11 protein-coding genes are annotated in these 16,038 nt (G+C 44.4%); 4 read left to right on the plus strand and 7 right to left on the minus strand.

Annotation, left to right across the window (positions count from 1 at the left end; translation table 11 throughout):
* Nucleotides 1-93 precede the first annotated feature (93 nt).
* The 3 genes from mnmG to D2V93_RS02585 are packed head-to-tail and all read right to left on the minus strand — an operon-like array spanning nucleotide 94 to nucleotide 5,778.
* Nucleotides 94-1,962, minus strand: a complete 1,869-nt coding sequence (mnmG, locus tag D2V93_RS02575; protein ID WP_119618273.1) for a tRNA uridine-5-carboxymethylaminomethyl(34) synthesis enzyme MnmG — start codon at nucleotides 1,960-1,962, stop codon at nucleotides 94-96.
* A 2-nt stretch (nucleotides 1,963-1,964) separates the two neighbouring features.
* A complete protein-coding gene (ybeY, locus tag D2V93_RS02580) occupies nucleotides 1,965-2,384 on the minus strand; it encodes an rRNA maturation RNase YbeY (RefSeq protein ID WP_119618274.1) in 420 nt (139 codons plus the stop codon).
* Entirely contained in the window at nucleotides 2,365-5,778 is a 3,414-nt protein-coding gene (locus tag D2V93_RS02585) for a hypothetical protein (RefSeq protein WP_119618275.1), read from the minus strand. The genes ybeY and D2V93_RS02585 overlap by 20 nt, the downstream gene beginning before the upstream one ends.
* A 162-nt stretch (nucleotides 5,779-5,940) precedes the next feature.
* On the opposite strand from D2V93_RS02585, the gene gltX reads away from it, so the two are divergent.
* Complete coding sequence (gene gltX, locus D2V93_RS02590) at nucleotides 5,941-7,449, plus strand: glutamate--tRNA ligase (RefSeq protein ID WP_119618276.1); 1,509 nt, start codon at nucleotides 5,941-5,943, stop codon at nucleotides 7,447-7,449.
* 92 nt (nucleotides 7,450-7,541) lie between these two features.
* Nucleotides 7,542-8,471: an SPFH domain-containing protein gene (locus tag D2V93_RS02595; RefSeq protein ID WP_072876482.1), complete on the plus strand. Its 930-nt coding sequence runs from the start codon at nucleotides 7,542-7,544 to the stop codon at nucleotides 8,469-8,471.
* A 69-nt stretch (nucleotides 8,472-8,540) separates the two neighbouring features.
* On the opposite strand, the gene D2V93_RS02600 is transcribed toward D2V93_RS02595, so the two are convergent.
* The 4 genes from D2V93_RS02600 to D2V93_RS02615 all read right to left on the minus strand — a co-directional run bounded on the left by D2V93_RS02600 (nucleotide 8,541) and on the right by D2V93_RS02615 (nucleotide 11,418).
* Nucleotides 8,541-8,756 carry a DUF6327 family protein gene (locus D2V93_RS02600; RefSeq protein ID WP_119618277.1) on the minus strand — a complete coding sequence of 72 codons (216 nt, stop codon included), beginning with the start codon at nucleotides 8,754-8,756 and terminating at the stop codon, nucleotides 8,541-8,543.
* Nucleotide 8,757: 1 nt separating this feature from the next.
* Nucleotides 8,758-9,102, minus strand: coding sequence for a hypothetical protein (locus D2V93_RS02605; protein WP_072876477.1), 345 nt, complete (start codon nucleotides 9,100-9,102; stop codon nucleotides 8,758-8,760).
* A gap of 3 nt (nucleotides 9,103-9,105) precedes the next feature.
* Entirely contained in the window at nucleotides 9,106-9,435 is a 330-nt protein-coding gene (locus D2V93_RS02610; protein WP_072876475.1) for a YtxH domain-containing protein, read from the minus strand.
* Between the two features lie 297 nt (nucleotides 9,436-9,732).
* A complete protein-coding gene (locus tag D2V93_RS02615) occupies nucleotides 9,733-11,418 on the minus strand; it encodes a glutamine--tRNA ligase/YqeY domain fusion protein (RefSeq protein ID WP_119618379.1) in 1,686 nt (561 codons plus the stop codon).
* A 262-nt stretch (nucleotides 11,419-11,680) separates the two neighbouring features.
* Here D2V93_RS02615 and D2V93_RS02620 point away from each other — a divergent pair, with 262 nt between their 5' ends.
* Nucleotides 11,681-13,942, plus strand: a complete 2,262-nt coding sequence (locus D2V93_RS02620) for a T9SS type B sorting domain-containing protein (protein ID WP_119618278.1) — start codon at nucleotides 11,681-11,683, stop codon at nucleotides 13,940-13,942.
* 6 nt (nucleotides 13,943-13,948) lie between these two features.
* Complete coding sequence (locus D2V93_RS02625) at nucleotides 13,949-16,036, plus strand: PorP/SprF family type IX secretion system membrane protein (protein WP_119618279.1); 2,088 nt, start codon at nucleotides 13,949-13,951, stop codon at nucleotides 16,034-16,036.
* Nucleotides 16,037-16,038: the final 2 nt, after the last annotated feature.

Genomic DNA, 16,038 nt, shown 5'->3' on the forward strand with positions numbered 1-16,038 from the left:
GTTTGGCTTGAACCAAATTTCATCAAAAATTAAGCCATACCGTAAAGGGAGGTAAAATCTTAAAACAGTGTTCCACGTGGAACAAACCTATTCTTATCTCCCTAAAAAGACCAAAAGCACACTAATATCCGCCGGAGAAACACCGCTGATTCGAGAGGCTTGCGAAATGGTCACAGGACGAATGGACTCCAACTTTTCCCTTGCCTCGTAGGAAAGCGATTTTAATTTGGAGTAATCAAAATCGTCGGGAATGCGGACATTCTCCAAACGATGCAATTTGTCGGCATTGCTCTTTTCTTTTTCGATATATCCCGAATATTTCACTTCAATTTCTGCCTGTTCCATCACCTCGGTATCCAAATCATGCTCTTTCACAAAACCGGAAACTGATTCCAATTGAAGCATGTGGTCCATGGTGACTTTAGGCCTTGAAAAAACCTTGAAAAGTTTGTCGGACTGTCGCACAGAAGCAGAATCAACGGACTCCAAAATAGGATTCATTTCTTCTGGATCGAAGCTGGTCTTCTTGAAAAAATCAACAAAATGTCTGGACTTTTCTTGCTTCTCTTCCATCCTTATCAACCGTTCCTCTTTGGCCAATCCAATTTCGTATCCTTTGGGTGTGAGCCTCAAATCTGCATTGTCCTGTCTTAATAAGGTCCTGTATTCTGCTCTTGAAGTAAACATTCGGTATGGCTCTTCGGTCCCTTTGGTGATCAAATCATCCACCAAAACACCTATGTAAGCTTCGTCCCTTTTGAGCACGAAGGGTTCTTTTTCGTTGATTTTAAGATGGGCATTGATGCCCGCCATAAGTCCTTGGGAAGCCGCCTCTTCATAGCCTGTTGTACCATTGATCTGTCCTGCAAAATACAGATTGTTTACCAACTTCGTCTCAAGCGTATGCTTCAATTGTGTGGGCGGAAAATAATCGTATTCAATGGCGTATCCAGGTCGAAAAAACTTAACGTGCTCAAATCCCTTTACAGATTTGAGGGCCTTATATTGAACATCTTCCGGCAAGGAAGTCGAAAAACCGTTCACATAAACCTCTACCGTATTCCACCCTTCGGGCTCTACAAAAATCTGGTGCGCATCCTTATCGGCAAAGCGGTTGATCTTATCCTCAATCGAGGGACAATATCGGGGTCCTATACTCTGTATCCGTCCATTGAACATGGGAGACCTATCAAACCCTTCTCGCAAAAGATCGTGCACCAAGGCACTGGTATGGGTCATGTGACAGTCTCTCTGGACTTTTAAAAACGGAGTGTTCAAATAAGAGAATTTCTCAGGTCTGTCATCTCCAGGCTGTGGTATCATTTTTTCATAATCCAGGGAACGTCCATCGACTCTTGGTGGAGTACCTGTTTTCATCCGACCACTATCAAAACCTAGTTCAACCAGCTGTTCCGTAATTCCCGTTGCTGCCTTTTCTCCTGCTCTACCTCCGCCAAATTGTTTCTCTCCAATGTGAATAAGGCCATTCAAAAATGTACCGTTGGTAAGGACAACCGCCTTACATCTGATCTCTATTCCCAAGGATGTCCTAACACCAACAACCTTGTCCTTTTCGACCAATAGCCCAGTGACCATCTCTTGATAGAAGTCGGCATTGGGTGTATTCTCCAAGGCCATTCGCCACTCTTCCGCAAAACGCATACGGTCGTTCTGTGCCCTAGGGCTCCACATGGCAGGGCCTTTGGATTTGTTGAGCATCTTAAACTGAATGGCGGATTTATCCGTAATGATTCCGCTATAGCCGCCAAGTGCATCAATCTCACGAACAATTTGACCCTTGGCAATTCCGCCCATAGCCGGATTACAGGACATCTGCCCTATGGTCTGCAGGTTCATGGTGACCAAAAGTGTACTAGAACCCATGTTGGCAGCCGCGGCCGTAGCCTCAGCTCCTGCATGTCCCCCCCCAACAACTATGACGTCATATTCCTTTTCAAACATACCTATTGTTCCACGTGGAACATTTTGATTTTCTCTTCTTCCTTTTGTCTCATTACCGCTTTGTGTTCGGCCACCTTATCCCCATATCCCATCAAATGTAGCAATCCGTGTGCCATCACCCTAAGCAGTTCGTTCTCGAAGGTTACACCAAAAGAGTTGGCGTTTTCTTCGACCCTCTCGGTTGAGATAAATACGTCGCCAGAAATGGTCTTTCCTTTCGTGTAGTCGAAAGTAATGATATCTGTGAGCGTATCGTGGTTTAAATATTGCATATTGAGATCCAACAAATAATCGTCTGTACAAAAAATGTAGTCAATCTGACCAGCAACAAAAGATTCGGATTCCAAAATTCTAGTTATCCAATCGGAATAATCGGTCTTTCCTTGCAGGACAAGATCAGATTTAAAGTGGAACTCGATCATTATTGAAATATACTTTTACCTTCTTCTCAAAATTTTGGCGCAAAGGTAGTGCTTGTCTATTTAATATTTCAATGTCGTTCTGGTAATCTTTAAGCAGTTCTGGCTTTGTGGTAATAGGATTAGTGTAGTCAATTTTATTGCCGGTGCTCTCCCTCTGTTCCTTCATCCCCTGCTCCATAGATGCATTCTCTAATTTCATCAACTGATGCTGAATGTTGTTGGCCTTGGTCCGATTTCGATCAGTAATCCCGTTTTCCAACAGGTCATTCTCAAAATCCTCCATCTGTAACAGCAGTTTTTTGGCCAAGTCCTGGTCTTCTTTTCGGATCATATCCTGCAATTGCTCTTCCAACTTTTCCCTGATATACTGTTGCTCTTTATAGATTTCATAAACTTCACTCATGCCCATTTCATCAGTTCCATTGCCTCGGCTACCTTCAGCACTTCCATTCTCATTGCCCTCGCCATTTTGTCCTTCTTGCCCATTTTGGTTTGCTTTACCGTCTTCGCCTTGCTCTTTGCCTTCTCCTTGCGATCCTTGCTGCTTACCTCCTTCTTCAGGATTGCTGCCCTGCTGCCCTTCTCCATTCATTTTTTCTTGTATGCTTTGTTGACCTTTGATGATATCCGGCAATTGAAAATCTTGGCCGTCACTGCCTCCTTGCCCAGAGCCCATGTTCTGTTGCATATTATCCAGGATGTTCGCCAAAAAATCGGCCAACGCATTAGTTGCATTGACCACGTATTGTTGGTAAGATGCCCCTTGATAGATTTGGTTCTCTGCAATACTTTCCAATGACTTGTCTATATTATAATATACTTCGGCAATCTGCTCGTTGACGAATTCCGAGAGTTCTACCCTTCGAAGCGACAGTGCAAACAAACTATCATCCACATGCTCAAAAAGTCGCCTAAGGTTTTGCTGGTCTTTGACCGTTTTCGAAAACTGGGAAATATCCACATCTGCACTTTGAAGATTATCAAAAAGGTTTTCCTGCTTGAACGAGAACGTGACCAAATTGTCCAAAATCTGTCGCAACATTTCTGCATCCTCAGAGTCACTTGAGCCACCCCCTCCACCAGCACTTTGCTGTAAGGCCTGGCTCATTTCTTTCATTTTCTGAGCAGCAGACTTTTGTTTTTTTGAGGCATTGTTTTGAGATTGCTGTTGCTGGTTGTTTTGGGAAGATTGCTCGTTTCCTTGCTGCTTGTTGATTTCGTCCAACGCATCCTTTTGATCTTGTTTGATGACATCCGTCTCTTTTTTGCTCGTGTTGATATCAACGGGCTTTTTGAGTTCTTCGTTGTCCTTCTCTACTTCCCTGATCTCTTTTTCTAGCTGATCGAAATCCTCGTTCAACTTTTGTTGCTCTTTGTCTGAAAAGTCTTGTCCAAGTTTTAGCTCGGAAAGCGTGTTTTGCTTTTCAGAAAGCTTATCGAGTTCCTTGGCAATCTGGGCTACTTTTTCGGTGACGTAATACAGTTTGGTAAGTTCCAAAATCTGTTCCAAGTTGCGGGTATTCTTCCCTTGGTTCTTGCCCAATTCCTCCAAGCGTTGTTGCAGTTCTTCTTTGTTGATCTTATCAGCCAACTTGTTGAGTTCATCCAGCAGTGCGGCATTTTTCTTGGCCTCCATCTCTTGGCGTTCCAAACGTTCTTGGAGCAATTTCTTCATCTCACTATTCTCGTTCTTGCCAATGCTCTCCTTGAGTTCATTGCTGAACTTCTTCATCAACTCCTCTTGTTGCTGCTGCTTTTGCAGAAAATCTTTGATCTGGTTCTTGTCCTCAAAACGCAATGCCTTTTCCTCTTTCTGGGTTTGGTTCAGTTTGGACAATGCCTGTTCCTGTTCCTTGAACTTTTCCAAAGAATTTCCCATTTTGGACAAAGTAGAATTTTGAAACTCCAATTCCTTGTTTTTCAATTGGTTATCATCATAAAAGGTGGTTGAAAATGTTTGGCTTTTAGTAATCTTTCCACCTCTAATTCCATCATTATCAACCACTTCAAAGTAAATCTTATAATTTCTTCCAGGCTCTAACTGTAATCCCGAGGGAAACGTGTAGTAAAACTGATGGACATTGCTACTTGGTCGTTCCAAAGTAATACGTTGTACATCCTCAGAATCATCACTTGGAAAGCAAACCAACCTAATGGATTGGATACCGTAATCGTCAGCAGCCTGTCCGGTATAGAATGACTGGTTGGGGTTCAAGGAGTCCAAAATCTGTTCCACGCGTACTGTGGCACTGGCATCTTTGACAATGTCCAACGAATAGGCCAAGCGCTCAAAGTTGGAAACATGCTCATTGGCAGTGCTCAGTTCATAATCAAAATCGCTGAACAATCTGTTCGTGAAGGAAAAGGTATCACCGTCCTTGCTGAATGCTTGGATGGTGTCGGTAGTGGTCAAATCGATTCTCCCTATATGTTGCCCCTCAATTTTCCAACTTACTTTAGTGCCTTCTGGAATGGTGGCATTACCGGTCCCAGTAACGGTTTCTGAAATCCTGTTGAGATACTTTGGAAAATCCAATTGCATTTCAAAATCCAACAGTGCAGGAGTTGCATAACTTTTGATGGTATAGCTTTGGGAATCCCACCCGTTTGCAGTGAGATAAAAATTGGTTTCGGCAACGGGTGCTTCAAACGTGTACGAATACACATCTCCCTCCTGCTTCAACAACAATTCCTTTCCATCAACGACCATATAAACGCTCTCAGGCCTGACATTTCCCTCAATTGCGACCTTGACCGTGAGAGGCTCGCTATCCAAAACTTCCAGGCGTTCATTCAAAATCTTGAAAGCGAATGGAGCTGGACGTTCATAGGCCAAATCATAATTGACCACCCTGTTGTATGAATTAAAGAAGGAAACAATATTGCCCGTCACCCAAATAAACCCGAGCAACACCAATGGGATGATGATGTATTTGGCATAACGGTAGCTCTCCTTAAAATTGATGGCCTCAGAAAAAGGAATGGTACCAAGGCTCATGGATCGTTGTTCGATGCCAGCCAGCAAAAGATCTGATCTATTGGGATTCTCCGAAAGCTCAAGCAGATTATACAACTTGTCATCCACTTCGGAAAAATGCTTCCCGATCAATTGGGACGCTTCCTTGTTTCCGATACCTTTACGGATCTTGAACAAATACATCAAGGGAACCACAATGAACCTATAGAGTAGGAACAATTCCGCCAATACAAATAGCCAAAACAGCGCCAATCGCCACCCCTGATTCAACCACAAGAGGAATTCCAAAGACATGACGGCAATCCAAAAAAGAAGTCCCAAACTCAAAAAAAGGAGTGTTCCTTTGATCAATTGCTTGGTATAAAACCTTTTTGTAAAGCTTTCCAGCTTGGCCAATATGTCCTGATAGGTATTCAAATTCTTTGTTATTTGCCACCAAATTACCTGATCCTGAATTAATCAGAAGAAATTTTTTGTTAAACATTGGAAGGATTGCCTCCAGAACAAGAGCAAAGGGTTCGTTCTATCGCTTCCCAAATCAGCTCCCACAATGTATCTTTGCAGCACAACTAATGTACCATGAGTGAGAAAGTAAGGGTTCGTTTTGCCCCTAGCCCCACAGGGCCATTGCATATTGGCGGCCTCCGCACCGCTTTGTTCAACTATCTGTTTGCCAAAAAGAACGGTGGTGATTTTCTGCTTCGCATCGAGGACACGGACCAGAACCGTTATGTAGAAGGTGCTGAGGAATACATTGTTCAGGCACTGAACTGGTGCGATATCCTTTTTGATGAAGGACCGGGCAAAGAAGGAACCTATGGTCCCTACCGCCAGAGTGAGCGCAAAAACCTGTATGAAGCCTATGCTTTGGAGCTCATCGAAAAAGGGAAGGCCTATTATGCCTTTGACTCTTCAGAAAGTCTGGACAACCACCGAAAGGACCATGAGGCCAAGGGCAAGACCTTCATCTATAATTGGCACAACAGATTAAAACTCGCCAATTCCCTTTCACTGTCCAAGGAAGAAGTACAAAAAAAACTGGATGCTGGACATGAGTATGTCATCCGTTTCAAATCTCCCGAAAATGAACAATTGTTGTTGAACGACATCATCCGCGGGGAAATCAAAATAGACACCAACATTTTGGACGACAAGGTCCTTTTCAAAAGTGATGGCATGCCAACCTACCACTTGGCCAATATTGTGGACGACCATTTGATGAAGATCACCCACGTGATCCGCGGGGAAGAATGGCTACCCTCTTTGGCGCTCCACCAACTGCTTTATGATGCCTTTGGATGGAAAGCTCCTCAGTTCGCCCACTTGCCCCTCATCATGAAGCCCGTTGGAAAGGGCAAGTTGAGCAAACGTGATGGGGAAAAGGGTGGATTTCCCGTTTTTCCATTGTCTTGGAATGAATCACAAGGGTATAAGGAGGCCGGTTTCTTTCCAGAGGCGGTGGTCAACTTTTTGGCCCTATTGGGTTGGAACCCAGGGACGGAGCAAGAAATCTTCACTTTGGAAGAACTGGTACAGAGCTTCAGTTTGGAGCGCGTGAACAAGTCCGGTGCCCGTTTTGACCCAGAAAAGAACAAATGGTATAATCAGCAGTGGATGCAACTGAAAAGCGATGCTGAACTGGCAGAAATGTTCTCAAAAGAGCTTACCAAACAATTGGGCGAAAAGGCAGAAAGCTTTAATACCGATTATGTGACCAAAGTAGTTTCGCTCATCAAAGAGCGGGCAAGTTTTGTGGCGGAGCTTTGGGCATTGGGGAATTACTTTTTTGAATCCCCATCCACTTATGATGAAAAAGCAGTGAGCAAGCAGTGGAAAGAGGACACCCCAGAAATCATGGAAGCAGTTGTGGGTATTTTGGAAGGCATTGACAACTTTGATTCTGCGACTGTAGAAGCCCAAGTGAAGGAATGGATCTCCGAAAAAGAACTTTCCTTTGGAAAAGTGATGCCTCCCTTACGATTGGTCATTGTCGGGGAAATGAAAGGGCCACACCTTTTCGACATTATGGAGCTCATTGGCAAGGAAGAAAGCATCCATCGAATAAAAAAAGCCGTTTCTAATTTGTAGAATTGATGGATGTGTAACAAAACTTGATGGATGGCTACTTATGATGTACCAGAGTTTTGTAATTTCCATTTCTAACATAAAATCCAAATACTATGGGCAACTATTTTTTGATTCCGATTATATTTTTTGCGCTTGTCATCCTGTTCAAGTTCTTTTTTATCGTAAAGCAACAGACCGCTGTGACCATAGAGCGCTTTGGTAGGTTCCACAGTATACGTAACTCTGGCCTACAGATGAAAATTCCACTTGTTGACCGTATCGCAGGCCGTTTGAGCTTAAAGATCCAACAGCTCGATGTCATTGTTGAGACCAAGACCCGTGACGATGTTTTCGTAAAACTGAAAATATCCGTTCAATATGTAGTCATCAAGGACAAGGTGTATGAAGCCTTCTATAAATTGGAATATCCACACGATCAGATCACTTCCTACGTATTTGACGTGGTACGTGCCGAAGTACCCAAAATGAAGCTGGATGATGTGTTCGTAAAAAAAGATGACATTGCTATCGCCGTGAAAGCCGAACTACAAGATGCCATGCTGGATTATGGATACGACATCATCAAAACCCTTGTGACCGATATCGACCCGGATGCACAAGTCAAAGCTGCCATGAACCGTATCAATGCTTCGGAGCGTGAAAAGATTGCTGCCCAATTTGAAGGGGATGCCGCAAGGATCCTCATCGTGGAAAAAGCAAAGGCCGAAGCAGAAAGCAAAAGACTGCAGGGACAAGGTATCGCCGATCAGCGCCGTGAAATTGCACGTGGCCTGGAAGAATCTGTAGAGGTGCTGAACAAGGTGGGCATCAATTCACAAGAGGCCTCAGCACTGATCGTGGTGACCCAACACTACGACACACTACAGGCCATTGGCGAAGAGACCAATACCAATCTCATCCTGCTGCCCAACTCTCCACAAGCGGGCAGTGATATGCTCAACAACATGGTGGCCTCGTTCACGGCGAGCAACCAAATCGGGGAAGCCATGAAAAAGCAACAAAATAAAAAGAAAGAGGAATAATATCCATTTGAATAAGAATAAAAAAGGCACCAAAATTGGTGCCTTTTCCATTTAAAGTATTAGGGTGGACTATTTAAAACTCTTAAGGATCTTGCTCGTCACAAACGATAGGGCCAGTTTTTTGGCTATTCCACTGAATCCCCCAAAAAGATTGGTAGGATTGAGTTCCTCCTTGGTACTCTGAAAGGCATACTTCAGTTTCTCCTCATCAATCTCTCGCTGTAGCTGCAGGATTTTCATGTCCTGCTCTATTTCCTCAAATGAACTGTACTTTCTTGCTTTCATATCAATCAAAATAAAATTCAGAAAATTTTCGCAACAACGGGGTTTCCAAGCGTTTCCTAAACATATAGATGAAAAGACCAATCAGTATATAGAAGCCGCCCACCACAAGGAAGCCTTTGGCATTGCTCTCCAATACATCCCCGATCCAAAAGGAAGCGGCTATGGAGAGTAACAACAAGGCCATGGCCGCCATGGCCCCGATCAACAGTACCTTTGCGGTTACCGTAATGCCTTGCATCATCGACTTAAAGCTCTTCAACCTATAGTATTGGATACTGCTATCCACATAGGATCGAGCACTGTCCTCCGCTTCGGTGATATGTTCCTTGATATCGAAGATTGACATGGATTACTTTTGAAGTTGTGCGTTCTTCTTCCTTAAATCTTCCAATTTCTTTTCAAGTGCGACAATGATATCATCAGCCTTGTAGCTCATATTGGACAGCGTGTCCTCCAATTTTTCTTCGAACTCCATTTTCTTGGCCTCTGCAGATTTGGTAAACTCGTCCTTGGCATTGGATATACTGGCCGAAATGTCCTCTTTGGCCTTAAGGGCGCTGTTCTTTATTTTTTTTCTGGTCTTCTTTCCCTTGTCGGGTGCATATAGGATTCCAACTCCGGCTCCAACCACGGCACCTGTCAACAAGGCCACCAATACATTTCCACTATTATTTGACATGATATAAATTTTTAGGGTTAATAAATCAGATTTCCATTCTGCAGCATGATGTGCAAAATGCTTGTTCCCCTAAATTAAGCCAACATGGAAACCCGGCTTGATGCTATCCATGCAAAGATTGACGCTGAAGCTAAAAATGTGCAAAAAAATGAAAATAACGCCCAATAATCCGTGATTCCATCTTTATTTAAGGAAATGGGTTGCCCGAAAACAAAAGCGCATGAAAAAGGCCCTGAACGGGCCATTTATGATAGTTAAATATTATTGTAGCGGCCGCTACAATAGTTAATTGTAATGCTAGTCCTGTTGGTCCAATTTGGCCCAAGTGTCACGCAACGGCACCGTTCTGTTGAATACCAAATGCTCTTTTGTAGAATCTTTGTCCACATTGAAATAACCCATCCGCTGAAATTGGAATTGGTCCCCAACCTGCGCGTCTTTTATACTGGGCTCCAAATATCCGGTGACCTTCTCCAAGGAATCCGGATTGATGAATTCCATAAAATCTTTGTCCTTGTGCGTCCCTGGTGTCGGGTCCGTGAAAAGCCGATCGTACAATCTCACTTCTGCCGTAATCGCATGTGGAATGGAAACCCAGTGTAGGGTGCCCTTCACTTTTTTCAAGCTTTCCTCTGTGCCGGAACCACTTCTACTTTTTGGATCGTAGGTGCATTGTACTTCTATCACTTTTCCGTCTGCATCTTTAGTGCAGCTTTCGGCCTTGATGATATAGCCATTCTTCAACCTGACCTCCCCGTCCAACTTCAACCTGAAGAATTTACGATTGCCCTCTTCCCTAAAGTCATCTTGTTCGATATACAATTCCCTAGAAAAAGGTACTTGTCGGTATCCAGCGGAATCATCTTCCGGATTGTTCTCTGCTTCCAACCACTCCTCCTTGCCCTCTTCATAATTGGTAATGACCAATTTCAAGGGATTGAGCACGGCCATAACTCGGGGAGCAATCTTGTTCAAATGCTCTCGCACATGGAACTCGAGAAGGGATACATCCACTACATTGTCTCGCTTGGCAATTCCAATGGTTTCCGCAAAATTCCGAATGGACTCAGGGGTATATCCCCTTCTCCGGAGGCCTGAAATCGTGGGCATCCTTGGGTCATCCCACCCTGCAACTACCCCGCTTTCCACCAACTGGAGCAATTTACGCTTGCTCACGATGGTGTGGCTTAGGTTCCTACGGGCAAATTCACGCTGTTTGGGACGTAGTCTATTCTTAGATACCAATTGGTCCAAAAACCAATCGTATAGTTCCCTATGAGGCAAAAACTCCAGTGTACACAAGGAATGTGAGACTTGCTCTATGTAATCGCTCTCTCCGTGAGTCCAATCGTACATCGGATAAATACACCAATCGGTATTCGTTCTGTGGTGGGGTTTGTGAAGAATTCTGTACATCACCGGATCCCGCATCAACATATTGGAAGAAGCCATATCTATCTTCGCTCTGAGCACATGTTCGCCTTCCTTGAAATCACCGTTCTTCATGCCCTCAAAAAGCTTGAGGTTCTCCTCAACCGATCGGCTCCTGAAAGGGCTGTTCTTGCCGGGCTCTGTGGGTGTTCCCTTTTGGGACGCCATTTCTTCGGAAGATTGGCTGTCCACATAGGCTTTTCCCTGTTTAATGAGCTCAACGGCCCAATCGTACAATTGCTGGAAATAATCCGAGGCATAGCATTCCGTGTCCCATTTATACCCCAACCAAGCAACGTCTTCCTTGATGGCCTCCACATACTCCTTTTCTTCCTTTGCCGGATTGGTGTCGTCGAACCGAAGGTTTACGGGTGCATTGTACCGTAGACCCAGACCAAAGTTCAGGCAAATGGAACTTGCGTGACCTACATGCAAATACCCGTTCGGCTCAGGAGGGAAGCGGAATCTAAGGCTTGTCGGAGCATACCCGTTTCTTAGGTCTTCTTCTATGATGTGTTCGATAAAATTCAGCGATCTAACTTCTTCCGCCATATCAAAAATTTGAAGCGCAAATGTAGCAAATCCACTCTTCATAGCTATGATTCACGCTGTAGAGTATACAAAGAAAGCCATTTCACAACACTTTTGGAGCCGCCTACAACAATATCTTTCCTTTCGATGAAAATAAAAACATCTTTGTTAATGGAATACTATACGATTAAGGCGGTCAAAAGCGGCCTTATGGACTAATTACATTAAGGGGCACAAACTAACTAGGGCATTATTGCCCATAACCTCTTAAAATCTAACGGAGATGAAAACAAATGGTTCAACGTATAGCATACTGGTTCTGGCCATGGCTTTTATGCTATTTGGTACCAGTACTCTACAGGCCCAGGTGCTGAACAAGCCCACACCTGCCCCCAACCCAAACATTGGAAGTTCTAGGCCTTGGGATGCTGCATGTGCATCAAGTGGGTTCAATGAATACTTCGTAAACTTTACATGGATGCCTCCAATGGTAAATTCCAACAACGTGTTCATCTTGGAGCTTTCAGATTCGGACGGTTATTTCGGTTCACCCACTGAGTTGGCCAGGGCGAGCGATAAAAACGCCGTTTTGGATTTTGAGTTCAAGTTCTCATTACCAGCAGATACCCGTGGTGAAAATTTCAAATTCAGGGTGCGAAGCACGAGTCCGGCTAAGACCAGTCCGGCTTCAGATGCCTATTCCATGTATTTCATTGATTATAATTCTCCGTTGTTGATCAGTGAAAACGGAAGCGGGTCTATCCCATCCGGAGGCGAGATCCAAATCTGTGGGGGAGGCTCTGTGACCTTAAAACCACACAATATCCCCAATGCCAGTACCTACCGCTACAATTGGTATAGAAGTGGGACATTATTGTCCGAAAAATCAGAAAGCATTACCGTTTCAGATCCTGGAATGTACTATGTGGAACTGGATTATGGTTCTGTTTGTTCAGGTGCGGCCAATACGCTATCCAATTACGTAACGGTAAATACAGGTAACAGCACTGGAATTGCAATTAATGGCGCAACTAATATTGAAGTCTGTCCAGGTGACCCCTACATGCTTGAGGCCAACATTTCAGGACAAGGATATTCCTATACTTGGTACAAGAACGGAAACGTGATAAGCGGCCCTACGGTCAATGGCAGCACCTACACCATAAACACAAGCACCTCAGGTTTTGAAGGTACTTATGCAGTTGAAATAGGCGGCTCGGGAATATGTAAAGAAAAATCAGCGGCCGTAACGGTCTCGGCCACAGGCTCCTTTGATGTGACCTTGGCGAACCAGGAAAACATTGTGCTATTGCCTTCACAGACCAAAACCCTATCTGTGAACACAACAGCGACATCTCCCACCTATCAATGGTATAAAAATGGCTCAGCCATTTCTGGAGCCACAAACAGTTCGTTGAATATCAATTCGATAGGCGAGTATTATGTAGAGGTTACCCAAAATGGTGGCCCTTGCTCCGCAGCACCCATTGCCTCGACGAAGACCACCGTAGTTTCTCCAGATTCGTTTGAAATTGAAATCGATTTTGTGGGAACTTATACCGCTTGCGAAAATACAGATGCAACCTTGAGCCTGACAGCCATCCATGCGGTCAGTGATAGTGGAGCGAAAACGGATGTCACTGCTGACCTGCAATCCTCCTTCTCCTACCAATGGAAATGGAACGGGAATTTGGTCAACGGGGAGACCTCAAAGACCATTACCCTTTCCAGCCATGAGAAAAACGGATCGTACGTACTGACCGGTACCATAGATGACTTCAACGCCACATCCAACACGAAAGAGGTGAAGTTGATGGTCAATCAGTCCCTACAAATAAGTGCCAATGGAACAGTGCTCTGCGAAGGTGGCGAGGCCATTGTCCTTACGAGCTCCATGGACCTTTCGGGCTTATCATTTGAATGGAAAAAAGACGGGGCGGTCATTGATACTTCCTCTGAAAGCTTGACCGCAAGTGAAACAGGTGCCTATGAATTGATCTTAAAAGAATACGATTGTCCACTGACTTCCAACAAAGTCAACGTCAGTGCCTTTGATGAGTCGCTATTGGTGCTGGACAAGCCCAAAGACCTCATCATCATAGAAGGGGAGACCAAAACGATTACCGCAAGCGGTGCCGACTCCTACGAATGGTATGATGCGGGCAACAACTTGATATCATCACAAGACTCATATAGCTTCCAAGAGGAAGGGGAATACCTTTTGGTCGCCAGCTTCGGAACTTGCACCGTAAGCAGGGTCATCACGGTCACCTATAGGGACATGTTTGCCATACCCAATGTCATCACTGCCAACGGGGACGGTATCAACGATCTCTGGGTACTGCCCAACACCTATTCCCGGGACCCCAATGTTCTCGTTACCATTTTCAATGAAAGGGGAGAACAAGTTTTCAGCCAAGCTGGCTATGAAAACAACTGGCCACAATCCACCACATCTTTCAACAAACAGAGCATGATTTTTTATTACAAGATCACAAGGGGTGGAAAAAGCCTGAAACAAGGAACCATAACTGTTATTAAATAAGCAGAAATGCACACCAAAAAACCTCTACTACTACTTACGTCAATCTTGCTACTTGTCTTTTCCGGAATGCGCGGACAGGAAGAGGACCCTTTTGTACCCTACAACGTCCCTTCCCAGAACCTGTTGAAATTCAATAGGTTCTTGATAAACCCAACGTTCTCGACAGTTCGCGAAGATAAGTCCTATATCAATTTGTTTCACAGAAACCAATCGGTATCTTTTGATGACAACAATCAGGTCTATTTCTTGAGCTATAGTGGTAGGGTGAGTGATAGAAGTGGTGTGGGTCTGAGCTTGTTCACCAATCGTGAAGGGCTTTTCAACAACTTTGGTGTACATGCCAACTACGCTTATGGAGTGCGTTTGGGACTTAAGAGCTCCTTTACTTTTGGGGCGAATGTAAGCTACTATCAAAGTGCTTTCAACCAGGATAGGGCCAACTCTATAGAGGACGACCCCTTCTTGAACACCTTGGAAAGTAGCTCTTTGGTAAGTTTTCAGCCTGGTTTCAACTTTTCTGTTGGTCGGTTCGATATTGGAGGATTTGCAGAAAACCTGTTCGATTATAATCTGAAAACCAGCGAATCTGTTACTGAATTCAACGAAAAAACATACTCTGGACACCTACAATACACCCATCCGTTTGAAAACGGTAGAGGTATCATGGAAAGCGCTCGTTTAATGCCATTGGCCAGAGTGCGAAAAGTGGGGGAAGAAAACATTACGCTAGGGGGTAACCTGATTCTCGATTTGCCGAAATTGGGTTGGTTGCAAGCGGGTTATGACGATTTCTACGGAGCATCTGCAGGACTTGGTTTCAACCTGACCAAAAACATTTCTCTGGGATATACCGTTGAAAAGGGGCTTTCCAACGAGTTTGAAAATTTTGGGGTCACCCACGAGATTTCTTTGGCCTATTCGTTCACTCCCAACCTGACCGAAGACCGTGTGATGTTGGAAAAAGAGAACGAATCCCTTGTGGAAAACGAGAATGTGCCACAGGACAGCCTGAACCTTACCGAAAAGGATTTTGAAATTGCCCAGCTCAAGGAAAAATTGGCAGAAAACGATGCCATCCTGGACGAGCTGTTGATGCGCCAAGACTCCATCGAGACCAATAGAAGACAAGACTTGGAAAGAAGGTTCGAGACCGTGATGAAAATGGTGAAACGGGAGACCAACGGCCAAAACCCCGCTTTGGAGGAAAAGGCCAAGCAACTGTACTTTAACAACATGGACACTGCGGATATTGTGGCCAGAAAGACGCAGCCCCTTTCCAACCATGGTCTGACCAATACCACGGCAGCCAAAAAGGTCATCCGTTTGAATGACAAGAAATCCGACCCACAATCAGATTCTGATGTGGCGGCAAATTCACCTGTAAAAAGGGATAATATCAATCAAACTTTGGCCGGCGCCAGCAACAAATCGCGTTTCAAATCACACAGTGTTCCCAATGTGCAAAGTGGCCACTACCTGATTGCCAATGTATTCCGGGATTCCGACAATGTCAGTGCGTTCATTGAAGAACTGCGCGCACAGGGCATAGAGGCCGACTATTTTGAAAATCCAAAGAACGGGCTCAACTACGTTTACATTGGCGATTTTGAGAACAAATCCGAAGCACTGACCGCCTATCGCACCAAAATGAACGGTGCATATAGCGGCGATGCTTGGATAATGAAGGTCAATGGGGGAGACTCAACCATAGGTGGCTATACCGCCATAGATAACAATGGTCCAAAATCCAAATATGGAAACAGTGTACTGCATAAAAATGTAGCCAACAAAGGAGTCAAAGGAGCTTCTGGGGTTTCATATAGTTCGGATTCCATTGATGGGCTTCCTTCAGGTTTTTACATTATTGCGAATGTCTTTGAAAGTTCATCGAGTGCAAAGCAATTTGTAAAAGAACTGAATTCCAAAGGACTGAATGCCAGTTATTTCATCAACCCAAAAGACAAGTTGAGATACGTGTACCTTAAAAAGCACGAGACCTGGGGCAATGCGCTTACCTCATATTATACTAGGCTGAACGCCTCGTATGATGATGAGATGTGGATCTTGAGAATTAAACCTAACCGAACCGTATAGAC

This window comes from Flagellimonas taeanensis (assembly GCF_003584105.1).
Classification (GTDB): domain Bacteria; phylum Bacteroidota; class Bacteroidia; order Flavobacteriales; family Flavobacteriaceae; genus Flagellimonas; species Flagellimonas taeanensis.

What these genes read in the sequence shown, in the direction of transcription:
- mnmG (WP_119618273.1), bottom strand. Translation starts at nt 1,962, where the DNA reads ATGTTTGAAAAGGAATATGACGTCATAGTTGTTGGGGGGGGACATGCA.
- ybeY (WP_119618274.1), bottom strand. Translation starts at nt 2,384, where the DNA reads ATGATCGAGTTCCACTTTAAATCTGATCTTGTCCTGCAAGGAAAGACC.
- gltX (WP_119618276.1), top strand. Translation starts at nt 5,941, where the DNA reads ATGAGTGAGAAAGTAAGGGTTCGTTTTGCCCCTAGCCCCACAGGGCCA.
- D2V93_RS02595 (WP_072876482.1), top strand. Translation starts at nt 7,542, where the DNA reads ATGGGCAACTATTTTTTGATTCCGATTATATTTTTTGCGCTTGTCATC.
- D2V93_RS02600 (WP_119618277.1), bottom strand. Translation starts at nt 8,756, where the DNA reads ATGAAAGCAAGAAAGTACAGTTCATTTGAGGAAATAGAGCAGGACATG.
- D2V93_RS02605 (WP_072876477.1), bottom strand. Translation starts at nt 9,102, where the DNA reads ATGTCAATCTTCGATATCAAGGAACATATCACCGAAGCGGAGGACAGT.
- D2V93_RS02610 (WP_072876475.1), bottom strand. Translation starts at nt 9,435, where the DNA reads ATGTCAAATAATAGTGGAAATGTATTGGTGGCCTTGTTGACAGGTGCC.
- D2V93_RS02615 (WP_119618379.1), bottom strand. Translation starts at nt 11,418, where the DNA reads ATGGCGGAAGAAGTTAGATCGCTGAATTTTATCGAACACATCATAGAA.
- D2V93_RS02620 (WP_119618278.1), top strand. Translation starts at nt 11,681, where the DNA reads ATGAAAACAAATGGTTCAACGTATAGCATACTGGTTCTGGCCATGGCT.
- D2V93_RS02625 (WP_119618279.1), top strand. Translation starts at nt 13,949, where the DNA reads ATGCACACCAAAAAACCTCTACTACTACTTACGTCAATCTTGCTACTT.